20 protein-coding genes are annotated in these 23,329 nt (G+C 62.5%); 14 read left to right on the top strand and 6 right to left on the bottom strand.

Annotated elements, in window-relative coordinates; all coding sequences use genetic code 11:
- Positions 1-174: 174 nt before the first annotated feature.
- Together ACLBKS_RS05760 and ACLBKS_RS05755 are read right to left on the bottom strand one after the other, a co-directional pair.
- A complete protein-coding gene (locus ACLBKS_RS05760) occupies positions 175-1,914 on the bottom strand; it encodes a phytase (RefSeq protein WP_410191827.1) in 1,740 nt (579 codons plus the stop codon).
- A gap of 137 nt (positions 1,915-2,051) precedes the next feature.
- Positions 2,052-4,376, bottom strand: coding sequence for a TonB-dependent receptor plug domain-containing protein (locus ACLBKS_RS05755; protein WP_410191826.1), 2,325 nt, complete (start codon positions 4,374-4,376; stop codon positions 2,052-2,054).
- A 514-nt stretch (positions 4,377-4,890) separates the two neighbouring features.
- Between ACLBKS_RS05755 and ACLBKS_RS05750 the strand changes: the two genes are divergently transcribed.
- On the top strand, positions 4,891-5,823 hold the full coding sequence (locus ACLBKS_RS05750) for a diguanylate cyclase domain-containing protein (RefSeq protein WP_410191825.1): 933 nt from the start codon (positions 4,891-4,893) through the stop codon (positions 5,821-5,823).
- A gap of 25 nt (positions 5,824-5,848) precedes the next feature.
- Positions 5,849-6,907: an AraC family transcriptional regulator ligand-binding domain-containing protein gene (locus tag ACLBKS_RS05745; protein ID WP_410191824.1), complete on the top strand. Its 1,059-nt coding sequence runs from the start codon at positions 5,849-5,851 to the stop codon at positions 6,905-6,907.
- A 65-nt stretch (positions 6,908-6,972) separates the two neighbouring features.
- Here the strand turns inward: ACLBKS_RS05745 and ACLBKS_RS05740 are convergent, their stop codons facing one another.
- Positions 6,973-7,806: a pyruvate, water dikinase regulatory protein gene (locus ACLBKS_RS05740; protein ID WP_410191823.1), complete on the bottom strand. Its 834-nt coding sequence runs from the start codon at positions 7,804-7,806 to the stop codon at positions 6,973-6,975.
- A 211-nt stretch (positions 7,807-8,017) separates the two neighbouring features.
- Here ACLBKS_RS05740 and ppsA point away from each other — a divergent pair, with 211 nt between their 5' ends.
- The 12 genes from ppsA (at position 8,018) to dnaB (ending at position 20,125) form a co-directional block, all read left to right on the top strand.
- On the top strand, positions 8,018-10,420 hold the full coding sequence (gene ppsA, locus ACLBKS_RS05735) for a phosphoenolpyruvate synthase (RefSeq protein ID WP_410191822.1): 2,403 nt from the start codon (positions 8,018-8,020) through the stop codon (positions 10,418-10,420).
- 246 nt (positions 10,421-10,666) lie between these two features.
- Positions 10,667-10,963: a hypothetical protein gene (locus ACLBKS_RS05730; RefSeq protein WP_006296802.1), complete on the top strand. Its 297-nt coding sequence runs from the start codon at positions 10,667-10,669 to the stop codon at positions 10,961-10,963.
- Positions 10,960-11,541, top strand: coding sequence for a tetratricopeptide repeat protein (locus ACLBKS_RS05725; protein ID WP_410191821.1), 582 nt, complete (start codon positions 10,960-10,962; stop codon positions 11,539-11,541). The genes ACLBKS_RS05730 and ACLBKS_RS05725 overlap by 4 nt, the downstream gene beginning before the upstream one ends.
- Positions 11,542-11,711: 170 nt before the next feature.
- Positions 11,712-11,969 (top strand): DUF4212 domain-containing protein, encoded by a 258-nt coding sequence (locus tag ACLBKS_RS05720; protein ID WP_410191820.1) that lies wholly within the window; start codon positions 11,712-11,714, stop codon positions 11,967-11,969.
- 1 nt (position 11,970) lies between these two features.
- Positions 11,971-14,091 (top strand): sodium:solute symporter family protein, encoded by a 2,121-nt coding sequence (locus ACLBKS_RS05715; RefSeq protein WP_410191819.1) that lies wholly within the window; start codon positions 11,971-11,973, stop codon positions 14,089-14,091.
- Positions 14,092-14,195: 104 nt separating this feature from the next.
- Complete coding sequence (locus ACLBKS_RS05710; RefSeq protein ID WP_410191818.1) at positions 14,196-16,133, top strand: DUF294 nucleotidyltransferase-like domain-containing protein; 1,938 nt, start codon at positions 14,196-14,198, stop codon at positions 16,131-16,133.
- Between the two features lie 105 nt (positions 16,134-16,238).
- Positions 16,239-16,835, top strand: a complete 597-nt coding sequence (locus tag ACLBKS_RS05705; protein WP_410191817.1) for a 3'-5' exonuclease — start codon at positions 16,239-16,241, stop codon at positions 16,833-16,835.
- A gap of 178 nt (positions 16,836-17,013) precedes the next feature.
- Positions 17,014-17,382 (top strand): 30S ribosomal protein S6, encoded by a 369-nt coding sequence (gene rpsF / locus ACLBKS_RS05700; RefSeq protein ID WP_410191816.1) that lies wholly within the window; start codon positions 17,014-17,016, stop codon positions 17,380-17,382.
- A gap of 29 nt (positions 17,383-17,411) precedes the next feature.
- A complete protein-coding gene (gene priB, locus ACLBKS_RS05695; protein WP_410191815.1) occupies positions 17,412-17,711 on the top strand; it encodes a primosomal replication protein N in 300 nt (99 codons plus the stop codon).
- Positions 17,712-17,771: 60 nt separating this feature from the next.
- Entirely contained in the window at positions 17,772-18,053 is a 282-nt protein-coding gene (gene rpsR, locus ACLBKS_RS05690) for a 30S ribosomal protein S18 (RefSeq protein ID WP_006296796.1), read from the top strand.
- Between the two features lie 11 nt (positions 18,054-18,064).
- Positions 18,065-18,517, top strand: a complete 453-nt coding sequence (gene rplI / locus ACLBKS_RS05685) for a 50S ribosomal protein L9 (protein WP_410191814.1) — start codon at positions 18,065-18,067, stop codon at positions 18,515-18,517.
- 198 nt (positions 18,518-18,715) lie between these two features.
- Entirely contained in the window at positions 18,716-20,125 is a 1,410-nt protein-coding gene (gene dnaB, locus ACLBKS_RS05680; protein WP_410191813.1) for a replicative DNA helicase, read from the top strand.
- Between the two features lie 47 nt (positions 20,126-20,172).
- Here the strand turns inward: dnaB and ACLBKS_RS05675 are convergent, their stop codons facing one another.
- The 3 genes from ACLBKS_RS05675 to ACLBKS_RS05665 form a co-directional block, all read right to left on the bottom strand.
- Positions 20,173-21,870 (bottom strand): PhoH family protein, encoded by a 1,698-nt coding sequence (locus ACLBKS_RS05675; protein ID WP_410191812.1) that lies wholly within the window; start codon positions 21,868-21,870, stop codon positions 20,173-20,175.
- Between the two features lie 165 nt (positions 21,871-22,035).
- On the bottom strand, positions 22,036-22,545 hold the full coding sequence (locus tag ACLBKS_RS05670) for a peroxiredoxin (protein WP_410191811.1): 510 nt from the start codon (positions 22,543-22,545) through the stop codon (positions 22,036-22,038).
- Positions 22,546-22,806: 261 nt separating this feature from the next.
- Positions 22,807-23,250, bottom strand: coding sequence for an Mth938-like domain-containing protein (locus ACLBKS_RS05665; protein WP_410191810.1), 444 nt, complete (start codon positions 23,248-23,250; stop codon positions 22,807-22,809).
- Positions 23,251-23,329 lie beyond the last annotated feature (79 nt).

The following is a 23,329-nucleotide window of genomic DNA, read 5'->3' as shown; positions in this document are numbered from 1 at the left end:
CACGGGCGGCTAGGAAAACGGGTGTTGACAGAGGCGGCGGGGGCGGATCCGACCATCAGAATCCAAAATCAGCAAGCAGGGAAAGAGCTTAAAGGGGTGGCGACAACCTCGACAGAAATTTTCGAAACGCGGTCGCCGACGCACATTATATGAATAGGAATTATTCTTAACAAGTTAATTCAAACCCAAGGCCTGGGCGATGTCTCTCCAGGCCACGTACTTGAAATTCTGCGCGCCGTCCGGCAAGCGTTTGTATCCGTCTTGCACGACGAAAATCCCCTGGTCATGCGCGCCCCCGAAGTTCACGGGGCTGACCTCGATGCCGTCGGTCTCGGAAGCACCATCAATGCCAGCTTGCGCGTTGATGCCGATGCGAAAGGCGCCGCGCACCCGGTAAGGGGCCTGGGCGTCGAGCACTACGTAGCTGTTGTTTCCCTGGCTGGAGGCGATGAGGTAGGCCGCTTGGCCGCTGCCGGCGCGGTAGATTGCCAAACCCTCCACATCGGCCACCAAGGTTGCGCCGGTGGCGAGGACGAGTTCGGCGGGCGTCTTCGCCTGTGCGTCGGTGGGCAGCGTCCAGATGCCTCGTTTCTCCTCACCGTAGAACAGGCGACCCGTGGCGTCATCGGCCACGCAACCCTCGGGCTGGCTGCGAGTCCTGAAGCTGCGAAGCAAATGGCCTTGGTAGTGGCCGCTGTCGTCGCGCGTGATGCGGATTTGCTCGAAACGCCCGCTCTTGTCGTTGGCAAAGGCGTGCAGGCCCCCTTCGGGCGTGCGGTGCAGGCACATGCCGTAAATGTCCTGAAGGCTGGTGTTGATGCGCGCGGCCTCGCGCGCCTGACCTTGAGCGTCGATTTCGAACACGACCAAGGCGTTGTCGTCGCGCTGCGTGGCCACGGCAAGGTCCAGAGCTGAGGCTTGCACCGACGGCGCCGTGCCCATCCCGATGCGCAGATTCTGTCGGATGTCCACGTTGTTCAGTCGACCCGACTCGATCAATTGCGTTTGCCGACCTTGCAGGTCGTAACTCAGCAGGCCTTGTTTCTTGTTGGTGCCAAACACGCGCGAGCGCGCCGCGTCCCCGGGGTGAACCCAGATGGCCGGATCGTCGGCGGCGTCTCCGCTGCGTGCCATCGGCTCGGTCTGCCCTTGAGGCAGGACGTAGGGCAGGCCCGTGACTTTCAGGGTGGCGTTCCCGGCAGCGGACGTCTTGGCCTGAATCAGACGGCGTTGTGGGATGCCCTCGCCATCGGCGGCGTAGGCCCAGACCCCGACGCCCGCTTCCTCGATGACGAGCTGGCCGAGCGTGTCGTCGCCGCGGCAGCGTTCAGCGTTGGGTGGCAGCGCCAGGCGGCGCAGTAGACGCGGTGTTCCGGCCGCGCTAGAGGTGGGAAGCAGCCACTGCTCGGCCAGGCCGTCCTTGGCGATCAGGAACAGATGATCCAGTTGTTGGGCATCGCGGTACAGGCACATCGCTTCCAACGCGAAGTCCACTGGCGCGAAGCGGTGCCTGATGTCCAGACGTCCGGTCCGCGCGTCCACGTTCAGCAACAGGGGTTGCTGAAGGTTGTTGTCAAAGACCACGGCGAGCGCGCCTTGGTCGGCGCTGCGCGCCGCTCGCACATCGAGGTGTTCGGCGCGCAGCGCCAGCTTGGCGCGCTCCTGGCCAGAAGCATCCAGCAAGCGCACCGTCCGAGTCTCGATCAGCAGCCAGCCACCACCGGCGCTTGCGGGCAAGGCGCTGGATTCCTCAGCGGCGGACAGGGCTCGCGTGACTTCCTGTGGAGGGGAGTGGGAGGGCGTTGCGGCACCGGCGTGCAGGCAGACCAGCGTCGTGGCCAGCGCCCCCCCAATGCGGGCGCGCAGGGTGGATGGAAGTGAAGTTTTTTTCTCGCGGTGACGGTGAGGTGCCATGAATCGCCAGTCCGGTGCAGAGTGATTTGAAGTTATTCAAGCCGAGAGTGGGCATCGCAAGCGTCAGCACGGTCGCGCGCCAGCTGTAGGCGGCGACCTTGCGTCACAGGACGTGCGGGCCATCCTTGGCGGCAAGGTCAGAATGCGTAGCGTGCCACGAACTGAATGCGCGGTCCGGCCTTTTCCTTCTCGACTTCGTATTCGTCGTAGTCGCGAGACTCCTGCTCCTCCTGCGTGTTGAACTTGTGGAAGACTTCCTTCTTCTCCGCGTCCAGCAGGTTGTTGCCCGACAGTCGCAGCGACAGGCTCTTGCCCACGCGTTTTTCGACAAACACTTCCAGATCGCCGCCGTAGGTCGTTGTGACCTCCTCGCCCAACACCCTGCTCTTGGCTTGGCCCTGCTTGCGGTAGCTTGCACCGAAGCTGCTTGCGAGGCTGGGCAGGTTTTGGATGAAGCCCACGTTGTAGAGGCTGTCGGCTTGGTTGTTGAAGCGGCGTGTGCCCATGAAGTCCTTCACTTCACTGTCGAGCCACGAGTAGTTGAAGAAGATACCTGTGTCGGGCAGGCCGATCACCGTCAGCGGTGTCGAGAGGTCGAACTCGATGCCGTAGACCTTGCCATCCCCCACATTTTTGGCCTTGTAGACGTAGCTCTTGGATTCGCCCGCGGCGAGCGCAGCGGATTCATCGCCTGCGTAGTCGTCATCCACCAGTTCTTCCCACGCTTCGCTGGACTCTCCCGTGTTGACCAGCTCAATCAAATCCTGCACCGAGCGATAGAAGAAATTGACGCCCACGATGCCTCGCTTGCCCAGTCGGCGCTCGAAACCCAGGTCCACCCCATGGGCGGTTTCGGGGTTGAGTTTGGGATTGCCGACGAAGTCGTTGTCACCGTATTCGCCATCCAGCAGGTCGGGCAGCAGGAAGTTGAAGTTCGGGCGGCGCACGGTCTTGCCCACCGAGAAGCTGACGCGGTTGAGTTCGTCCAAGTCGTACTTTAGGTTTAGCGAGGGCAAGGCGGTTTGGTAGTCGTTGTTGAACTTGCCCTCTTCTTCGGACTTGATCGTGGTGGTGGTCGTTTCGTAGCGCAGGCCTGCTTCCCAGGCCAGCGCCCCCGTCTTGCCGCTGAACATCAGGTAAGGATCGGCGCGGTTCTCGGTGATGGTGCTCTCGATCACCCCCGCTTTTTCGTAGTCCACAGGCCCAGGCGTGGTGTGGCCCACGTCAACCTCGTCCTCCCACTCGTATTGGCTGTATTTCGTGAGACGGTCTTTGGCCTGGTAGTCCAGTCCGAATTCCATTTCGGCGGAGCCGATGGGACGCTTGTGCGCGAGCTTGAGGCTGTTCTCTGTGTCGTGAGAGTTGAACCCTGTTTTCTCACCTTCACTCTCTTCCCATTCCCAGACGTTGCCATTGCGCGTGTAGACGTGCTCTTCCTCTCGCTCGGTGTTCTTGTCCTGGAAGCGTGCATGCTGCAGACCGATTTCTGTCTGGCCCCCAGCCATGTCGAACTTGTATTCGGCACCAATGCCCCAGTTGCGCTGGTCCACATCGGTGCGGCCGGGGACGCGGTTGTTCTCGTCCAGAGCGCCGTTGTCGTACACGACTTCGTTGGACTTCTCTTTCTGCGTGCGGTCGGTCTGCACGTAGAAACTTTCGAGCTTCAAGCGACCCGGCCCCACCTCGGCGGCGTAGGAGGCGTTGGCTGAGTAATCTTTGCCGTCGCGCGTGTCGGTCTGGTTTTCGTAGCTGTCGAAGTCGCCACCGGGCTCCTTCCAGCGGTCGCTGCGTTTTTTCTTGGGGTTGTAGCGATCCTGCACGTTCAGGCTGACCAGGATGCGGCCACCCAGCCACTCGCCGGAGCTGACCAGACCCAAGGTGGGCTGAGTCGTGCCATCGTCGTAGTGAATGCCACCCAGGCGGATGTAGCTGCCGTCGAATTCATAGGCGTCACGCAGCACGATGTTGATGGAGCCTGCCATGGCGTCGCCGCTTCGGTTGGCGCTGGGGCTGCGGATCACTTCCACGCGGTCGATCATTTCGGCTGGAATGCGGTCCAGCCAGAAGGAGCGGTCATCGGCGCCGCCAGGCACTTTCTTGCCGTTGAGCAGAACCTGCGTGTAGGCCGGAGCCAGCCCGCGCAATTGCACGGCGTCGTACTCCAGCACGTCGCTGACGAAGGTCGCGCTGGAGACGCGCTTGACCATGTCGCCTGCCGTGGATGGCTCGAAGCGCTGGAAGTACTCCTGGTCGTACGTCAGTGTGGGCGCGGTGTCCTCGGTGCGGTCGCGGTAGGCGATGTCGCCGCGCACCACCACCGATTCAAGGGTCTTCATGGAGCTGGGCTCGAGGGTCTGCTGGGCATGGACCGGCAGCGTTCCCAGGGCGATCAGAACGGCGGTGGCGACAAGCTTGGGACGGCCGGGTAAGGAGGAGCGGGTTGTCAGGGGGCGGCGAGGCATGAGCATGGTTTTCTGGAAAACAACAAACAGGTTGAGATGGAGCAAAGAAGCGGTGAAGCGGGCCGGAGGCTAGGCAGGGCGCATGGCAGTCCCGTGACAGACCCGTCCAGATTCACGGCGGTGGGCACGGGTTCACGGGGTTTTCCGGCCTGGGTGAGCTGATTGGCCTGCGTTGGCGGTGGCACGCATACGGCTAGGGCGGTGCCCATTTGCAAGACACCGGGCGCTCCAAGCCCAGGGCGAGGCTGCCTCGCGCCACGCCGGATTGAGCTGATTGAACCCCCACCCCCAGAATTCCGAGCGCGAGTCTCGAATGGCGTCTGGGTGGCTCCCTGTGGCGGTCGCGTGCTGCTCCTCACTCGGGCATCCGCTTCCAGCACAAGCAAGCCTGCGTCCGCCATGGGTTTTCGGGCGACGACTGCGGTGTCACGTCCTTGCCATCACGCTGTCATGTGCCAGACGCAAGATGCGTTGGTTTCCCATCTTCAGTTTCTTGCACTCGGAGTATTCGTTCGTGCCCTCGCGATCCCTGCCCGCTGTCTGGGCTTTGCTGGCCGTGATCCTGTGCTGCGCCGCCCTGTATGGCGGCTGGGGCGAGTGGCGGCCCGTCGAGACCTGGAAATGGATGGACATCGCCGCGGAGGGCGGTACCGCGCTCATGTCGGCGTTGTGGGCCCTGCTGATCCTGAGTAGCCGACCTGGCGGACGCGTGACCGCGCAACTGGCCGGGGGCCTGGTACTCATCATGCTGGGGGCCTGGGCCGATTGCTTGGACGAGTTTGTCCGCTTGCCAACGACCCAGTATTTGGACAACGCCATCGAAGCTTTGCTGCCCATCGGCATGCTGGTGTTGACACTGGGCTTGTACGGCTGGCGGCAGGAACAGTTCACGCTCAACGAGCACATGCAAAAGCGCGAGCGTCTGTTCCGTGACCATCGGGCGTTCGATCGTCTGACGCAGCTGGCGGGAGCTGAGTACCTGCGCCGTCAGATCGGCCTAGAGCGGGCGCGCCATCCTGGGCAGGCCACCAGCGTGGTGCTGTTGGATCTGGATGATTTCCACCGCGTCAATCACGTTCATGGCGCACGCGAGGGGGATCGCCTGCTGCAGGCCGTCGGCCATTTGTTGCTGCTGAATCTGCGGCCTCAGGACTTGTTGTGCCGTTACGCGGGTGACCGGTTTGCCATCTTGTTGCCGATGACGGACGAAACCGAGGCGCGCCAACGCGCCGCGCACCTGCGGCAGTGCGTGGGCCTGCTGGCCCACCACACGAAAGGCGGCGGGCGCGTCGAGGTGTCGGCACGGGTGGCCTCAGCGCTCGCGACGGGTGACCCCGGGCAATTGCTGGCGCGCCTCGATGCCGCCTTGGAACGACCTGACCTTGCGGCGGCGGAACGGTCGCGCGCAGGCCTGGCAGCGCTCACGGTCCCTGGGCGGGTGGGCTGACGGCCTGGTGTTCAAGGGTACCCTCATGCAAGGCGATGCCGCACCGCGATTCATCTATCAGCGGCACACCCGATACATGCCGGCGCGGCATCATGCGGCGGCGCTGCTGGCATACGCGCAAGCGCGTGATCTGCCTGATGAAGCGCTGCTGCGGGGGACAGGCCTGGTTGCGGGGGAACTGCTGCAGCTCGATACCTTGTTGAGCCCCGACGACATCGTGCGTCTGTTGGTCAATCTTGGGGATGCTTTGGCCGAGCCCGACACGGCCTTCGTGCTGGGCAGTGAGTTGTTGCCAGGGCAACATGGCGAGCTGAGTCACGCCTTGCTGCGGGCCGTTCATTTGCGCCAGGCCTTGGAGATCCTGATCGCGCACCAAGGTTTGCTCAGTCCTTTGCTGGTGCCCCATCTCCTTTTGCAGGATGGCAAGGGCACGGTGGCGGACGCGCAGGGTGGCGTGGCCGTGTTGCACTGGACTGATGCGGGGCTGCCTGCGGCCTTGAGACCCTTTGTCGTGGACCTGATGATGGCGGCTGTCAACGGCATGAGCCGCTGGCTCAGCGGAGAGCGCCTGCCGTGGCGCTTCCGCTTCAATCGCACGCAGCCCGCGCACTTGGAACAGTACAGGGTGCATCTGGGGCCGGACGTGCGTTTCAACGACTATCTGGATGCGATGTACCTGCCGCTGGAATGGCTAGAGCGACCCTGGCCGCGTGGCAGTTCTGTGGCGGTGTCCGCGGCCCTGGCCGGGGTCACGCGGGCGCAGCGCCCCCGTGGCTTGCTGTCCGCTCTGTATGACTGGCTGCATGAACGCGCCCGACTGGCCCCGACCTTGGAGCAGGCGAGCCAGGCCTTCGGGGTGAGCCCGGCCACATTCAAACGCCAACTGGCCGCGCATGGCACGCACTTCCAAGCCGAGCTGGACCAGGCGCGGGCGCACGCCATCTGGCCCTTGATCCACCAAGGCTGTGACAATGAGCAGATCGCGGCCTGGCTTGGTTTTCACGACGCCAACAACTTCCGCCGCTCTTTCAAGCGTTGGACGGGATTGCCGCCCTCGGGCTGGCGAGAGCGTTGGGGCGTTTGAGTGTGGCCCCGCAGCGCGAGGCACGCGGCCGGGTGCCCCGCGCTGAGAGAAGCTCTGCCCGGTGGTCAATAGGCCAGGCGTTCCGGCTTGACCTCTTGCAGGATCGTGGTGGCGATTTCCTCGATGCTCTTGGTCGTGGTGGAGAGCCAGCGTATGCCCGTGCGCCGCATCATGGCCTCGGCGGCCGCGACTTCGTAGCGGCAGTTCTCGAGACTGGCGTACTTGGAGTTGGGACGCCGTTCATTGCGGATTTGGGCCAGGCGTGTGGGGTCAATGGTCAGGCCGAAGAGCTTTTTCTTGAGCGGGGACAGCGCCGGGGGCAGTTGCTGGCGGTCGAAGTCTTCGGGGATCAGCGGGTAGTTGCCAACCTTCAGGCCGTACTGCATCGCGAGGTAGAGCGAAGTCGGTGTCTTGCCGCTGCGTGACACGCCCACGAGGATCACATCCGCGCTGGACAGATTGGTGTTGGACTGCCCATCGTCATGTTCCAGGCTGTAGTTGATGGCTTCGATGCGGTCGTTGTAGGCCTGGCTTTTGCTGATGTCGGAGAAGCGCCCGATGCGGTGGTTGGATGTCAGGCCCAGCTCCTGCTCCAGCGGGTGGACGAAGGCGCCGAACATGTCGAGCATCATGCTTTGCGGCGCATCCGAGCAGGCACCCGCGATGATGGCGCGCACTTCCTCGTTGACCAGGGTGGTGAAGACGATGGGCCGCTTGCCCTCGACCTCAGCGGTGTGTCGGATTTGTCGCACGGCCTGGTGGGCCTTCTCAGCGTTGTCCACGAAAGGCAGGCGAACGTGACGGAATTGGGCCTCGAACTGGGCGAGAACGGCGTTGCCAAAGGTTTCGGCGGTGATGCCGGTGCCATCGGAGATGAAGAAGACGGTGCGATTGGGCATGGTCGAGGGTGACGGGGGGGAGGAAGGGGGCAGGGCGAATCGGGGTGTCTGGCCGACTCCCTTAGAATGCCGGGCGGTCTTGAACGGCCCCCGAATTCTTCCACATGTCCCTCGCTGCAAGTTCCTGCCCGACTCGAAGAAATACAAAGGCCATTGGAACGCTGACGGTAAGCGGACATGCCCCGGTTTTTAAACTCTGGAGTATTCCACCATGTCTGAACGTTTCAGCCCGACCGCCCTGGTCGTACCGTTCGAAAACCTGAGGATGAGCGACGTCGAGGTCGTGGGCGGCAAGAACGCCTCGCTCGGCGAAATGATTTCCCAACTGCCGCAGGGCGTGCGCGTGCCCACCGGCTTCGCGACCACCGCCCACGCCTTCCGCCAGTTCCTGGCTCATGCGGGCCTTGCCGACAAGATCAGCGCCAAGCTGAAGGCGCTGGACGTGGAAGACGTGCGCGCACTTGCCGCCACGGGGGCTGAGATCCGCGCCCTGGTCGAGGCGCAGCCCTTCCCGGCCGACCTCGAAAAAGCCATCCGCGACGAGTTCGCCAAGCTCTCCGCTGGCAACCCCAAGGCCTCGTTCGCCGTGCGTTCTTCCGCCACGGCCGAGGACCTGCCCGATGCGTCCTTCGCCGGCCAGCAGGAGACCTTCCTGAACGTCACGGGCATTGACGAGGTGCTGCACAAGATGAAGGAGGTGTTCGCCTCCCTCTACAACGACCGCGCCATCAGCTACCGCGTGCACAAGGGCTTCGCCCACGATGTGGTTGCGTTGTCGGCCGGCGTGCAGCGCATGGTGCGCTCCGACCAAGGCGCGGCCGGCGTGATGTTCACCATCGACACCGAATCCGGTTTCAAGGATGTGGTGTTCATTACCTCCAGCTACGGCCTGGGCGAGACGGTGGTGCAGGGCGCCGTGAACCCCGACGAGTACTACGTCTTCAAACCCACGCTCAAGGCAGGGAAGAAGTCCGTGGTGCGCCGCAACCTCGGCTCCAAGCTGATCCAAATGGTGTTCTCGACCCCCGAGGAAAAGAAGGCCACGGGTAAGTTGGTCCAGACCATCGACGTGCCGACCGAGCAGCGCAACCGCTACTCGCTCACCGATGCCGAGGTGGAACAGCTGGCCAAGTACGCCCTGATCATCGAAGAACATTACGGCCGCCCGATGGACATCGAGTGGGGCAAGGACGGCACGGACGGCCAGCTCTACATCCTGCAGGCCCGTCCCGAGACGGTGAAGAGCCAGTCCGAGGGCAAGGTCGAGCAGCGCTACAAGCTCAAGGGTGACCAGGCCAAGAAGAGCACCGTGCTGGCCGAAGGCCGCGCCATTGGCCAGAAGATCGGCACGGGCCCGGTGCGCATCGTCCAGTCGTCCGCCGAAATGGACAAGGTGCAGCCGGGTGACGTGCTGGTCACCGACATGACGGACCCGAACTGGGAGCCGGTGATGAAGCGCGCCAGCGCCATCGTCACCAACCGCGGTGGGCGCACCTGCCACGCGGCCATCATCGCGCGCGAGCTGGGCATCCCGGCGGTCGTGGGCACGGGTGACGCGACCGAGAAGGTGAGCGACGGCACGCTGGTGACCGTGGCCTGCTCTGAAGGCGATACCGGCTACATCTACGACGGTCTGCTGGACACCGAGATCACCGAGGTCAAGCGCGGCGAAATGCCCGGCATCCCGGTGAAGATGACGATGATTGTCGGCACGCCCTCGCTGGCCTTCGAGTTCTCGCAGATACCGAACGCGGGGGTGGGCCTGGCGCGCTTGGAGTTCATCATCAACACCAACATCGGCGTGCACCCGCAAGCCATCCTCGACTATCCCAACGTCGACGCCGACCTCAAGAAGGCCGTGGAATCCGTGGCCCGTGGCCACGCCTCGCCGCGTGCCTTCTACGTGGACAAGTTGGCGGAGGGCGTGGCGACGATCGCTGCGGCCTTCTACCCCAAGCAGGTCATCGTGCGCCTGTCTGATTTCAAGAGCAATGAGTACCGCAAGCTCATCGGCGGCAGCCGCTATGAGCCCGAGGAAGAGAATCCGATGCTGGGCTTCCGTGGCGCCTCCCGCTACATCAGCGAGGACTTCGCCGAAGCCTTCGCCATGGAGTGCGCGGCCATGAAGCGTGTGCGCGATGAAATGGGCCTCACCAACGTCGAGCTGATGGTGCCCTTCGTGCGCACCATCGGTCAGGCCAAGAAGGTGATCGACCTGATGGCCAAGAACGGCCTCAAGCGCGGCGAGAACGGCCTCAAGGTCGTCATGATGTGCGAGGTTCCATCCAACGCCATCCTGGCCGACGAGTTCCTCGAGCATTTCGATGGCTTCTCCATCGGCTCCAACGACATGACCCAGCTCACCCTGGGCCTGGACCGCGATTCCGGCATGGAGCTCTTGGCCGTCGATTTCGACGAACGCGATGCCGCCGTGAAGTTCATGGTGGAGCGTGCCATCGTGGCCTGCCGCAAGCAGAACAAGTACGTCGGCATCTGCGGCCAGGGGCCCAGCGACCATCCCGACTTCGCGAAGTGGCTGATGGAGAAGGGCATCACCTCCATCTCGCTCAACCCCGACTCGGTGGTCGAGACCTGGCAGAAATTGGCCAGCTGAATCAGCGATTCCATCCCGATCAAAGCCACGCGCCCGCGTGGCTTTTTTTTGTCCATGTCGATCCCAGACAGGCTCCGTCTCCTTCAGGACAAACCCTTGTGTAGGAAAACCCCGGCTGGCGCAGAGCACCGATTCCAGCGACCATAGACAGCGTCTTGTAAGAAATATCCCCACAGATCAACGTAAATAAAGGGGTGTTTGGCGAGTTTGTTCATTCATTCGTCTCCTTGAGACGAGCCTGACACCATGTTGACTGCCTCCCTGTACATCAAGCTGATTGCTGAAATTGCGCTCATGGCCTTGCTCGGGCAGTGGGTGCTGGGCCTTCTGGCCGGTGCGCGTAAGCATCAGAATTTTTTCTACCAGGCGCTCTCCGCCATCGGACGACCTTTCGTGTGGTTGGCGCGTCAGCTGTCGCCCCGCGTTGTGCTGGACCAGCATGTTCCCTTGGTGGCGTTTCTGTTGCTGGCGTTTGTCTGGTTGGCGGTCACGCTCTACCGCATTCAGACTTGCATACAGATTGGCGTGGAGCTGTGCCGATGAGCTTGCGTCTGCCTTACCCGCTCTTGAAATGGCAGGCCATCGCCCTGCTGATGCTCAACCGCAGAGACGCCGCCTTGCGTTGTTTCGGGGCCATGCTGGCGTCGCGACCCGGCGACCGCTACGCCCTTGCGAGCCAAGCCCATGTGCTGGCTCAACAAGGACGCATGAAGGAGGCGCTTGCCGCGCAGGAGCATTTGGTCAGCAAGGTACACACTCCGCTGGCCGCCGATTGGTTCAACCTCGGCTATTTGCTGGAGGAGGTCGGCCAGCCTGAGCGCGCCGAACAGGCCCTGCGCCGCGCGCTTGAGATCGACCCCAAGATGGACCGCGCCTGGTATGGCCTGGCTTTGGTGCTGATCCAAGCCCGTCGATATGACGAAGCGGTCGCTGCCCTCAGGAAGAACACGGAGCTGCAACCCATGAGCCCCTTTGGCTGGTACCAACTGGCTCGGGTTCATGTGGATCGGCATGAGCCCGAGGAGGCGGTGAAGATCATTCGCCACCTCCATGGATTCGAACCCAAGGTCGCTGCCCAACTTGAACGCGAAACCGGATTGCGCGCGTCGCCGTCCACCTGATTCGACGTTCGTGTTCGGCAGTGCCCTGCCCGGGAGTGCTGTCCGCTTGTCGCGGGGAGCGTCGCAGTAGAGAGAGTCGCAACCAAGTTTGCAGGCCACGAGGAGACAGGGGTGGCGGTTGCAGCGCAGTTAGCAACTAGCCCGCGAGGGCGTCTTGGAGGTACATCAGCATGCAGTTGACCGAAGCGCATCGCCAGTACTGGCGTAAGAACCTCAACATCACAGCGATCCTGCTGGCGATATGGTTCGTCGTGACCTTTGTGGTCGGGTACTTTGCCCGGGACCTGAGCTTCACGTTTTTTGGCTGGCCTTTCAGTTGGTGGGTAGGGGCTCAAGGCGCCCTGGTGATCTATTGCCTGATCATCGCCTTCTATGCCAGCTACATGGGCAAGCTCGACGAAGAACACGGCGTTGCCGAGGAGAAATAACATGGCTGGAATCTTTGGTGCATCCTCGGAAGGCAAGGCCACGACGGCCGAGATCAATGCCTTTCAAAAGCAGCTGAACAAGGTCTATGGCTGGTATGTGGGCGGGTTCATCGTCTTTATCCTGGCGTTGGCGATCTTGGAACAGATGGGCCTGCCGCGCGAGTGGATCGGCTTCATCTTCCTGTTGGCCACGGTCGCCCTTTACGCCGGCATCGGCATCATGAGCCGAACGACCGACGCGGCCGAGTACTACGTGGCGGGTCGCCGCGTGCCGGCCATCTACAACGGCATGGCGACGGGCGCCGACTGGATGAGCGCGGCCTCCTTCATCGGCATGGCGGGTACGCTCTACCTGACCGGCTACGGGGGGCTGGCCTTCATCATGGGCTGGACCGGAGGCTACTGCCTGGTCGCGCTGTTCCTGGCGCCGTATCTGCGCAAGTTCGGGCAGTTCACGATTCCTGACTTCCTGGGCGCGCGCTACGAAGGGAATCTGCCGCGCTTCATCGGCATTCTGGCCGCCATTCTCTGCTCGTTCACTTATGTGGTGGCACAGATCTACGGCGTGGGCCTGATCACGGCGCGGCTGTCGGGCCTGGCGTTCGAGATCGGGATTTTCGTGGGCCTGGGCGGCATCTTGGTCTGCTCCTTCCTGGGCGGCATGCGTGCGGTGACCTGGACGCAGGTGGCGCAGTACATCATCCTGATCATCGCCTACCTGGTGCCTGTGATTTGGCTTTCAGTGAAGCAGACTGGCGTGCCCATTCCGCAGGTCGTTTACGGCTACCAGCTGCAGAAAGTCACCGAGGCGGAGACCAAGCTGATCAATGATCCGAAGGAGCAGGAGGTCATCGCCATCTTCAAGGCCAACGCCGACGCGCTGGATGCCAAGCTCAAGGACGTTCCTGCGGCCCTGGCTGCGGACCGTGCTGCCGCTGAAAAGAAGGTTGCCGACCTGAAAGCCGCGAATGCACCGGCCGCAGAGATCGCCGCGGCGGAGAAGGCTCTGGCCGCCGTGCCACCCACCGAGGCGGAAGCCATCAAGGCATGGACGGCGGCGCGCAACGCCAACCTCGCGCGGGCCAAACCCCTGGCAGGCATGCCCCGGCACGCGCAGATTTACAGTGGCAACCCGGACGGTACGCCGGCTGAGAAGGAGACGTTCGACAACTCCCGGCGCAACTTCCTCGCGCTGATCTTCTGTCTGATGGTGGGGACGGCCGCACTGCCGCACATCCTGATGCGCTACTACACCGTGCCCTCGGTGCGGGACGCGCGCAAGTCGGTGGGCTGGTCTTTGTTCTTCATCTTCCTGCTGTACTTCACAGCGCCCGCCTTGGCCGTGCTGGTCAAGTTCGAGGTCTTCAATGTGCTTGTTGGGACCCCGTTCAACCAGTTGCCTGAATGGATCTCGGCCTGGACAGCGGTGGACCCATCGCTGCTCTCGGTGGCAGACGTGAACAAAGATGGCATCTTCCAGTTGGGCGAAATGCGCATCGGCGGGGACATCATCGTGCTGGCGACGCCTGCCATCGGTGGCCTGCCTTACGTGATCTCCGGCATGGTGGCCGCGGGCGGCCTGGCGGCTGCTCTGTCCACGGCGGACGGCCTGTTGCTGACCATCGCCAACGCCTTGTCGCATGACCTGTACTACAAGATGATCGACCCCAACGCCTCGACGACGCGCCGGGTCACGATCTCCAAGGTGCTGCTGCTGGTCGTGGCCCTGGCCGCGGCCTACGTGGCTGCCCAGAAGCCGGCGGACATTCTGTTCCTGGTGTCAGCGGCCTTCTCCTTCGCGGCGGCGGCCTTCTTCCCAGCGCTGGTGCTCGGAATCTTCTGGAAGCGCGCCAATAAATGGGGTGCTTCCTTGGGCATGATCGCGGGTCTGGGCATCACCTTCTACTACATGGTGACCACCCAACCTTGGCTGCGCGGTGTGTTCGGCGTGACCAGCCCGGTGGAGCTGTGGTGGGGCATTCAGCCCATCTCGGCCGGTCTCTTTGGCGTTCCGGTGGGCATCGCGGTCATCATCATCGTGAGTCTGCTGACCGGTGCGCCCAAGCAGGAAACTCAGGAGTTGGTTGAGCACGTACGCTACCCCGAGCTGAGGCGCGTGTAAGTTGCAGTGAGTTGGCAACGCGGGATGACGCGCCGGGCCTCCGGCGCGCACCCGAGGCCCGGTCCCGCAAGGGCCGGGCTTTTTTTATGCATAGGAGACTGACGATGAGCCCAAGTTCAGGTTCCGCGCTCTTCATCGGGCTGCCGGATCAGGCCGGTGGCGGACATGCCCAGACTCCCTCGGGCAGTTTGTTCGCCAACTTGCGCCAGGAACTCGCGCGCTTCACGCCGTTTTCCGAAATGGCACCTGCGGATTTGGATTTTTTCCTCGCGCATGCGAGGCAGGCGTACTACGCGCCAGGCGAAGTGATGCTCGGACCGGACAGCGGCGTCGTGAGTGATTTGTTTTACATACGTCAGGGGGCGGTCACGGGCAAGCGCGGGTTGGCTGAACTCGAGGGTGGGGCTTTTCAATACGAAGCTGGTGATCTGTTCCCGGTCAGTGCTGTGCTTGCTGCACGCGCCGTGACCGCCACGTACACCGCGATGAGTGATGTGTTCGTGCTGTCCTTGCCAGTGGCGCGGATGCGCGCGCTGGCACAAGCCAGTCCCGCGTTTGCCGACTTCCTGAACCGTCGCGTGTTGCGCTTTCTGGACCTCTCCCGCCAAGCGCTGCAGGTGGCCTACGCTTCCCAGGCCCTGGCCGAGCAGACACTGGAGACGCCCTTGAGCGAGTTGATGCACAGCCCGCCCTTGAGTTGCCTGACGACCACGAGCTTGCGTGAGGCGCTGCAGCAAATGCATCACCACGGTGTGGGGTCCATGCTGGTGCGTGACGAGAAGAATGAGCCGCTGGGCATCCTCTCGCGTGTCGATGTGCTGGGACGCGTGACCCTGCCGGGAATCCCGTTGGAGACACCGATCGGTGCCGTCATGGTGAGCCCCGTGCATGTTCTCACTCACCAACACACGGCGGGGGACGCGGCCTTGCTCATGAGTCGGCAAGGTATCCGCCATGTGCCAGTCACGCGCGACGGTGCGCTCGCTGGCATCGTGTCGGAGCGAGATCTTTTCGCCTTGCAGCGGCTCAGCCTGCAGCAAGTGAGCGCATCGATTCGCAATGCTCGCGATCTGGACACGCTAAAGCTGGTGGCTCAGGACATCCGGCGTTTTGCCCGCAACCTGGTGAGCCAGGGTGTGCAGGCGCGCCAGCTCACGGCGTTGATCAGCCACCTCAACGATGTGCTCACCCAGCGCCTGTTGGAACTTCAAGCCGCCGTACATGGCGTGGCGCTGGATCGCCTGTGCTGGTTGGCGCTGGGGTCGGAGGGGCGCGACGAGCAGACCATCGCTACCGATCAGGACAACGCCCTGATCCTGCCGGACGGCATGAGCGTCGCGGAGCGTGACGCCGTCCTCGCGTTCGCGCGCGAGTGCAATCAGGCGCTTGATGCCTGCGGGTACCCTTTGTGCAAGGGGGGCATCATGGCTGGCAATCCGGAATGCTGCCTGAGCCTGCAGGAGTGGCGTGCGCGTTTCGCGCGCTGGATCGCGCATGGCGCGCCCGAGGACCTGCTCAACGCAAGCATTTATTTCGATTTTCGTCCGTTGGCGGGTGATGCGGAGCAGGCTCGCGCCTTGCGGACTGAGGTGGGCAAGGCGGCGCAAGGGACGCCGCGTTTCCTGAAGCAATTGGCGCTGAACGCACTGGCGCGGCAGCCGCCTCTGAACTGGGTGGGAGGCATCGCCGTGGACGAAGGTGGTTTCATTGACCTCAAGCTACAGGGTTCAGCGATTTTTGTGGATGCGGCCCGCCTTTACGCATTGGCCATGGGCCTGGATGACACAAGCACGCGTGAGCGTCTCCTGGGGAGCGGCCCCTTGCTGGGCGTTGCGGCGACTGAGTACGAAGCCTGGGTGCGCGCCTTTGAGTTCCTGCAAATGCTGCGCCTGCAGATTCAGCTCCAAGGCGGCGCGCACATGGCTCATCCCAATCGAATCGCGTTGGACAGCCTCAATGACATCGACCGCCGCATCCTCAAGGAAGCCTTTCGGGTGGCGCGCAGTCTGCAGCAGCGCATGGCGCTGGACTATGGAAGGTGAGCGCCGATGGCCGACTTGCGCGCATGGGTGGAGCATTGGTTGGGGCTTGGAGCTCGCGCTCGAGCAGGGGCTGGCGCGCATACGATTGACGAGGGGCGGTGGGTCATGCTGGACGTGGAGACCAGTGGACTCGATCCGCGGCATGATCGACTGCTCGCGGTCGCGGCGATTGCCCTGCGTGCGGACTGGGCGACGCGGCGCCTCATGATTGATCTGGGGGACAGTTTCGAGGTGGTGCTGCGGCAGGATCGATTGACCGAGGCCAAGGACAACATCCTGCTGCACGGCATCGGCGTCCAGCGTCAGCGTGAGGGCGTGGCGCCCGAGCAGGCGCTGCAGGCACTGGCCAGATTCATCGGACGATCGCCCTTGCTGGCGTTTCATGCCGCATTCGACCGGGCCCTCATCACCCGGTATGTGAAGCGGCATTTGGGTCAGGTTTATCCTAGGGGCTTGCCCAATCCCTGGCTGGACATTGAGCCCCTGTGCGCCGTGACCCATGAGCAGGTCCGGGCGCGCTCATTGGACGAATGGCTGGCGCATTTCAACATCACCTGCTCTGTGCGCCACCAAGCCGCTGCCGACACCTTGGCCGAGTGCGAGTTGCTGCTGCGCGTCTGGCCTCGGGTGGCGGCGCAATGCCGCTGTTGGTCCGACCTGGCCCGCCTGGCCAGGCAGCAGCGCTGGATCGCCAGGCCCTGAGCCATCACGCTTGGGCTATAATCGCTGGCTTTCCCCTTGCCGCACTCCGTCTTGACGCCGGGGGCGGCTGCAACCCAGCGCCTGAGCGCGCCGAGTGCTTGTATTCAGGGCCAGGTCTTCAGGGCAGGGTGTCTGCGTCGGGTGCTCGCGCGTGATGGCGCATCCACAAGGAGTCTACATGCGTCACTATGAAATCATCCTCATGATCCACCCGGATCAGAGCGAGCAGGTCCCCGCCATGCTTGAGCGTTACAAGGGCATGGTCACCACCGGCGGCGGCAAGGTCCACCGCGTGGAAGATTGGGGTCGTCGCCAGATGACTTACCTGATCAACAAGCTGGCCAAGGCCCATTACCTGTGCCTGAACATCGAGGCCGATCGCGCCGTGATGGAAGAGCTGGAGCACGCCTTCAAGTTCAGCGATGCCGTGCTGCGCCACCTGACCGTGGTCAAGAAGAAGGCCGAAACCGGGCCGTCCGCCATGATGAAGGCGGTCGAGCGCGAGGAAGCCCGCAAGGTTCAGCAAGCTGCTGAAGTGCAGGCCTGATTCCCGTACCCGGGCACGATTTTTCTGGAGTGAACCCCGACACCGCCAATCACTTGTCCCTGGTCGCCGTGATCGCTGAGCTTGCCGCTTTGCGCTACACCCCGGCCGGCATGCCCGCCCTGGACCTGCTGCTCGAACATCAGAGTCGCGTGCAGGAAGCAGGGCAAGACAGGCAAGTGGTCGCCTGCGTCAAGGCTGTGGCCTTCGGCGTGATGGCAGAGCGGCTGGCCCAACAGGCCATCGGTAGCCAGTGGAAGTTTCAAGGCTTCCTGGCCTCGCCGAGGCAGGGCAAGAGTCTGGTGTTTCACGTTCAGGAGTTTGGTGCCTGAGCATGCCGAGAGCATCCGTCCCATCTAGACCCATCAACCGATACAACAGGAAGTGCCACCATGGCCACGTTCAAGAAATTCAACAAGGACAAGCGTCCGAAGCGCAACACCCAGTCGCTGCTGTTCAAGCGCAAGCGTTTCTGCCGCTTCACTGTCGCCGGCGTCGAGGAAATCGACTACAAGGACATTGACACGCTGCGTGACTTCATCGCTGAGAACGGCAAGATCATCCCGGCACGCCTGACCGGCACCCGCGCGATCTACCAGCGTCAGCTGAACACCGCCATCAAGCGCGCGCGCTTCCTGGCTCTGCTGCCCTACACCGACCAGCACAAGATCTGAGGAGTAAGAACATGCAAATCATTCTGCTCGACAAGGTCGTCAACCTCGGCAATCTCGGTGAGATCGTCAAGGTGAAGGACGGCTATGCTCGCAATTTCCTGATCCCCGCTGGACGCGCCCGTCGCGCCACCGAGGCTGCCAAGCGCGATTTCGAAGCCCGCCGCGCCGAGCTTGAGAAAGCTGCCGCCGCCAAGCTCGCCGAGTCGCAGGCTCTGGGCGAGAAGTTGGCTGGTACCACCGTCAAGCTGACGCAAAAGGCGGGCGTGGATGGTCGCCTGTTCGGCTCCGTTACCAACTACGACATTGCCGAGGAACTGGGCAAGCAGGGTTACGCGGTCAGCAAGGCCCAAGTGCGCATGCCTGCCGGCCCGATCAAGACCGTCGGCGACAGCACCGTGAGCGTCGCGCTGCATACGGACGTGGTGGTGGAAATCACCGTCTCCGTTTACGGCGAGACGGCCTGATCTGAGCGCCTGCCCTGTGGCAGGCCAATCGCCTGACCGTTCGACCCGTGAGGGTCGGGCGGTTTTTTCTTTTCCGCTCCGTGGTTTTCCCGGGATGGGCACCTCTTATCCACAGGGGTGTCAACAGGGCTATGCACGGCGGGTTTTGACCTCTCCGCAGGCACTGCGTAGCATGTGCAGGCTCTGGAATCTTCGCCTATGTCCGCCTTCCTGACCGCTGTGAACGACGATCTGCCCTCGCAAGACAGGCAGGTTGCGGTGCTGCGTGTCCCGCCGCACAGCATTGAGGCTGAGTCCAGCGTGTTGGGTGGCTTGTTGCTGGACAACGCAGCCTGGGACCGAGTGGGCGACCTGTTGAACGAGGGGGACTTCTACCGTTACGAGCATCGATTGATCTACGCGGCCATGGCGGGCTTGATCAATGCCAGTCGTCCGGCTGACGTGATCACGGTGTTCGATCACCTTCAAAGCCAGGGCAAGGCGGAAGAGACGGGCGGGCTGGCCTATCTGAATGCGCTGGCTCAGTATGTGCCCAGCGCTGGCAACATCCGTCGTTATGCGGAGATCGTGCGCGAGCGTGCCATCCTGCGCAAGCTGGTGGCAGCGAGTGATGAGATCGCCACCACGGCCTTCAATCCCCAAGGCCGACCCGTGGCGGAGATTCTGGACGAGTCAGAGCAGAAGATTCTGAACATTGGCGAGGAAGGCTCGCGCATGAAGCGCGGCTTCATTGGCATGGACAGCCTCGTCGTGGACCTGCTGGACCGTGTGCAGGAGATGGCGGATAACCCCACGGACATCACCGGCGTGCCTTCCGGCTTCTATGACTTGGATCGCATGACCAGCGGCTTGCAGGCCGGTGACCTGATCGTGCTGGCCGCGCGTCCCAGCATGGGCAAGACCAGTCTCGCCATCAACATGGCCGAGCACATAGCCCTTCACGAAGGCCTGCCGGTGGCGGTGTTCTCGATGGAAATGGGCGCGGCACAGTTGGCGGTGCGCGTTGTCGGCTCGATCGGCCGCATCGACCAAGGGCATTTGCGCACGGGCAAACTCACCGACGAAGAGTGGCCACGCTTGACCGAGGCGATCGAGAAGCTGCGCAATATTTCGCTTCATATCGACGAGACGGCGGGCCTGACCATCAGCGAACTGCGTGCCAGCGCGCGCCGCCTGGCGCGCCAGTGCGGCAAGTTGGGTCTGATCGTGGTCGACTACCTGCAGATCATGAGCGGCTCGGGTGGGAGCGAGGACAATCGCGCCACCGAACTGGGCGAGATGTCGCGCGGCCTCAAGATGTTGGCCAAGGAACTTCAGTGTCCCGTGATTGCCTTGTCTCAGCTTTCCCGCGCCGTCGAAAGCCGTACCGACAAGCGCCCGATGATGAGCGACCTGCGTGAATCTGGCGCCATCGAGCAGGATGCGGACGTCATCATGTTCATCTACCGTGATGACTATTACAACAAGGACAGCAAGGAGCCTGGCGTGGCGGAGGTGATCATCGCCAAGCAACGTAATGGCCCCACTGGCACGGTGAAGCTGGCCTTCCTGAAGAACCTGACGCGCTTCGAAAGCCTGGCCAGCAGCTACGGCAACGGCGATTTCTGAACCTTAGACGGCATCACGTGCGATGCTGCCGGTTTCGTTTCTAACCTTCAGAGTACTTCGCTTGCAAAATCAGCCAATCTCGAGCGTTCACCGCGCGCTAGAGTGATGTGCCCGCTGTGAGGCCAGTCCTTGAACTTGTCGACCACGAAGGTCAGACCCGAGGAGCCCTCGGTCAAATAGGGCGTATCAATCTGGGCCAAGTTGCCCATGCAGATGATCTTGGTGCCCGGGCCCGCACGAGTGATCAGCGTCTTCATCTGCTTCGGGGTCAGATTCTGGGCCTCGTCGATGACGAGGTATTTGTTCATGAAGGTGCGCCCACGCATGAAGTTCATGCTCTTGATCTTGATGCGGCTGCGGATCAGGTCTGCCGTGGCGGCGCGCCCCCATTCCCCCGCGCCCGTGTCGGTCTTGGACAGCACTTCGAGGTTGTCGTCGAGCGCGCCCATCCACGGGCCCATTTTCTCTTCTTCGGTACCGGGTAGGAAACCGATGTCCTCGCCCACGCTGACGGTGGCACGGGTGACGATGATCTCGCTGTAGCGTCGGTCGTCGAGCACCTGGGTCAGACCGGCGGCCAGCGCCATCAAGGTTTTGCCGGTGCCGGCTGTGCCCGTGAGGGTGACGAAATCCACCTCTGGGTCCATCAGCAGGTTCATCGCGAAGTTTTGCTCACGATTGCGAGTGGTGATGCCCCAGACCGCGTTTTTCAGATGGGTGTAGTCCTTCAGCGTCTTGAGCACGGCGCTCTTGCCGCGGATTTCGGTCACGCGGGCGTACAGGCTGGGCTCACCCGGTGCCTCGAAATAAACGAATTGGTTGATCAGCAGGCTAGGCACCAAGGGGCCCGTGATGCGGTAATAGGTATGTTGACCCTGTTGCCAGCTCTCCACACTCTGGCCTTCAGTGGTCCAGAAATCAGGGGGAAGGGCCAGCATGCCCGAATAAAGCAGGTCACCGTCATCGAGCGTCTTGTCGTTCTGGTAGTCGTCGGTGGCCAAACTCAAGGCGCGAGCCTTGACCCGCATGTTGATGTCTTTGGACACCAGCACGACTTCGCGTGGCGCATGAAGTTGACGTAGCGCTTCCACCACGCCAAGAATCTGATTGTCTGCCTTGCCCTGTGGCAGGCTGGTGGGCAATTCGTAGTTGAGCGGCTGGGTCTGGAAAAACAGCTTGCCGCCGGCTTCCTGATGACCCGTACTGTCGAGCTTGAGGCCGGACGCGATGTCTGCGCCCTGGGCTCCAGCCAGCGCATCCAGCGTGCGACTCGTCTGGCGCGCGTTGCGCGCCACTTCCGTCATGCCTTTTTTGTGGCCATCCAACTCCTCCAGCACGATCATGGGCAGGAAGATGTCGTGTTCCTCGAAGCGAAACAGGCACATCGGGTCGTGCAGCAGGACGTTCGTGTCGAGCACAAAAAGTTTGCCCGGACCGGTTGCGGCTTTGCCATTTTTGCGGACGCGTGGTTTGCCGTCGTTGCGAACCACGGAGAGCATTGGCTGCGCGGGGGCGGCAGGTGTCGTCGCGGTGGGCGATCGAAGTGTGGGGGAGGCGTTCAAAGGGGGCTTGACGTTGCCGCCGCCATCTTCGATCAGGTCCCGGGCCAGTTTGCCGTCATGCACGGCCTGATCCAGCGTCGCAGTTGTTTTTCGGTTGCCGCGAGGTTTGCCGCGCGCGGGGGCGTCAAAAGCTTCGGGGGAGAGCAGGGTGGCGCGTTTGGTCGGAGCGGGAGGAAGGGGCATGGATCAGCAACAAAAAAGCCGCCCGGCTTGAAAGCCTGGGCGGCTTGGTGGAGAGGACGAGTCAGATGCGATCTGCGTCAGCATGAGCCCATGCTATTCAGGATTGGCGCGGCTGTAAACCCTGGAGCGTTGCAACGAAGCATCAATCCGTGCGCCCAACGCAGATCAGGCCGTCGCCTCGGGACTGGCTTTTTCGGTGGAGGGCTTCTTTTTCAGAGCCTTCGCGACCTTCAGCACCTCGTCCACATGGCCAGGCACCTTCAGGCCGCGCCATTCCTGCTTGAGGAGACCGTCGGGGCCGATCAGGAAGGTACTGCGCTCGATGCCCTTGACCTTCTTGCCGTACATGATCTTGTTCTTGACCACGCCGAACATATGGCACATTTTTTCTTCGGTGTCGGCGATCAGTTCGAAAGGCAGTTCCAACTTGGTTTTGAAGTCGTCATGGGACTTCATGTTGTCGCGAGAAACCCCGAACACGACGGCCCCAGCCTTCACGAAGTCCTTGTATTTGTCACGGAACTGCATGGCTTCGGTCGTGCAGCCAGGGGTGTTGTCCTTGGGGTAGAAATACAGCACCAGCGTCTGACCGATATGCGAAGTGTTGGTGACCTTGGTGCCACCGGTGGCGTTGGCTTCGAATTCCGGAAGGGGTTTGTTGACAACAATCGCCATGGGTCTCTTACTCTTGTCGTGTGTGACAGCAAATGTCGTTGGCGGAGGCCGGAATGGGCCATCAAGCGAAGGCTCGCCGCGTGCGACGAGTGCGGCATGAATGGCATCGAATAGCCCGGCTCGAAGGCGATATTTTACTCCTAAACCCCGATCAGGGGACGGTCCTCTGGGTATTGCTGTCTCAATGTTCGACGCACTCGTGCGAATGTGCGCAGGTCGCCATGAAGCGGCGGGGAGCGCGGGCGCCTCAGGTCGACCGGCTCATTGCCCTGCTTCGGCTGCTGCCTGAGCAGTCACCAAGGCAGGTTCCAGCACCAGGGCGGCAAGCACATGGCGCCCCTCACCTGCCAGGATGTTGTAGGTGCGGCAAGCCGCTGGCGTGTCCATGGTTTCCACGCCGATGCCTAGGTCGGCCAAGCTGCGCAGCCACTGCGGGCGCGGGAAGCGCAGGCGCACGCCACTGCCGAACAAGACCAACTCGGGTCGGGTGGCTTCAGCCTGCGCCAGCCAGGTGAAATGCCCGACCTGCAGATCCTCGAAACGATCGATGGCGGTGGGCGCATCCCAATGCCTGCACAAGCCACGGGAACCGAGTACCAAGCTGCCGCTGTAGCGCATCGTCTGTCCGCCGGACTCCACGGCGATCCAGCCCGGGCCGTGGCCGCGGATGGTTTGCGTGGTGGATGAGTCGGCGTGGAGTTTCATGGGCGCTGCGGCTTTCGATGCCGAAAGCCTGAGGGAACTGTGGTCAAATTATAGGTTTCGTCTCGCCATTTCCCTCTTA

Origin of the sequence: Hylemonella sp. W303a (genome assembly GCF_046452315.1) — a bacterium.
Lineage (GTDB): Bacteria > Pseudomonadota > Gammaproteobacteria > Burkholderiales > Burkholderiaceae_C > Hylemonella.
The sequence above is the reverse complement of the archived record's forward strand: the minus strand, read 5'-3'. Positions and strand labels throughout refer to the sequence as shown.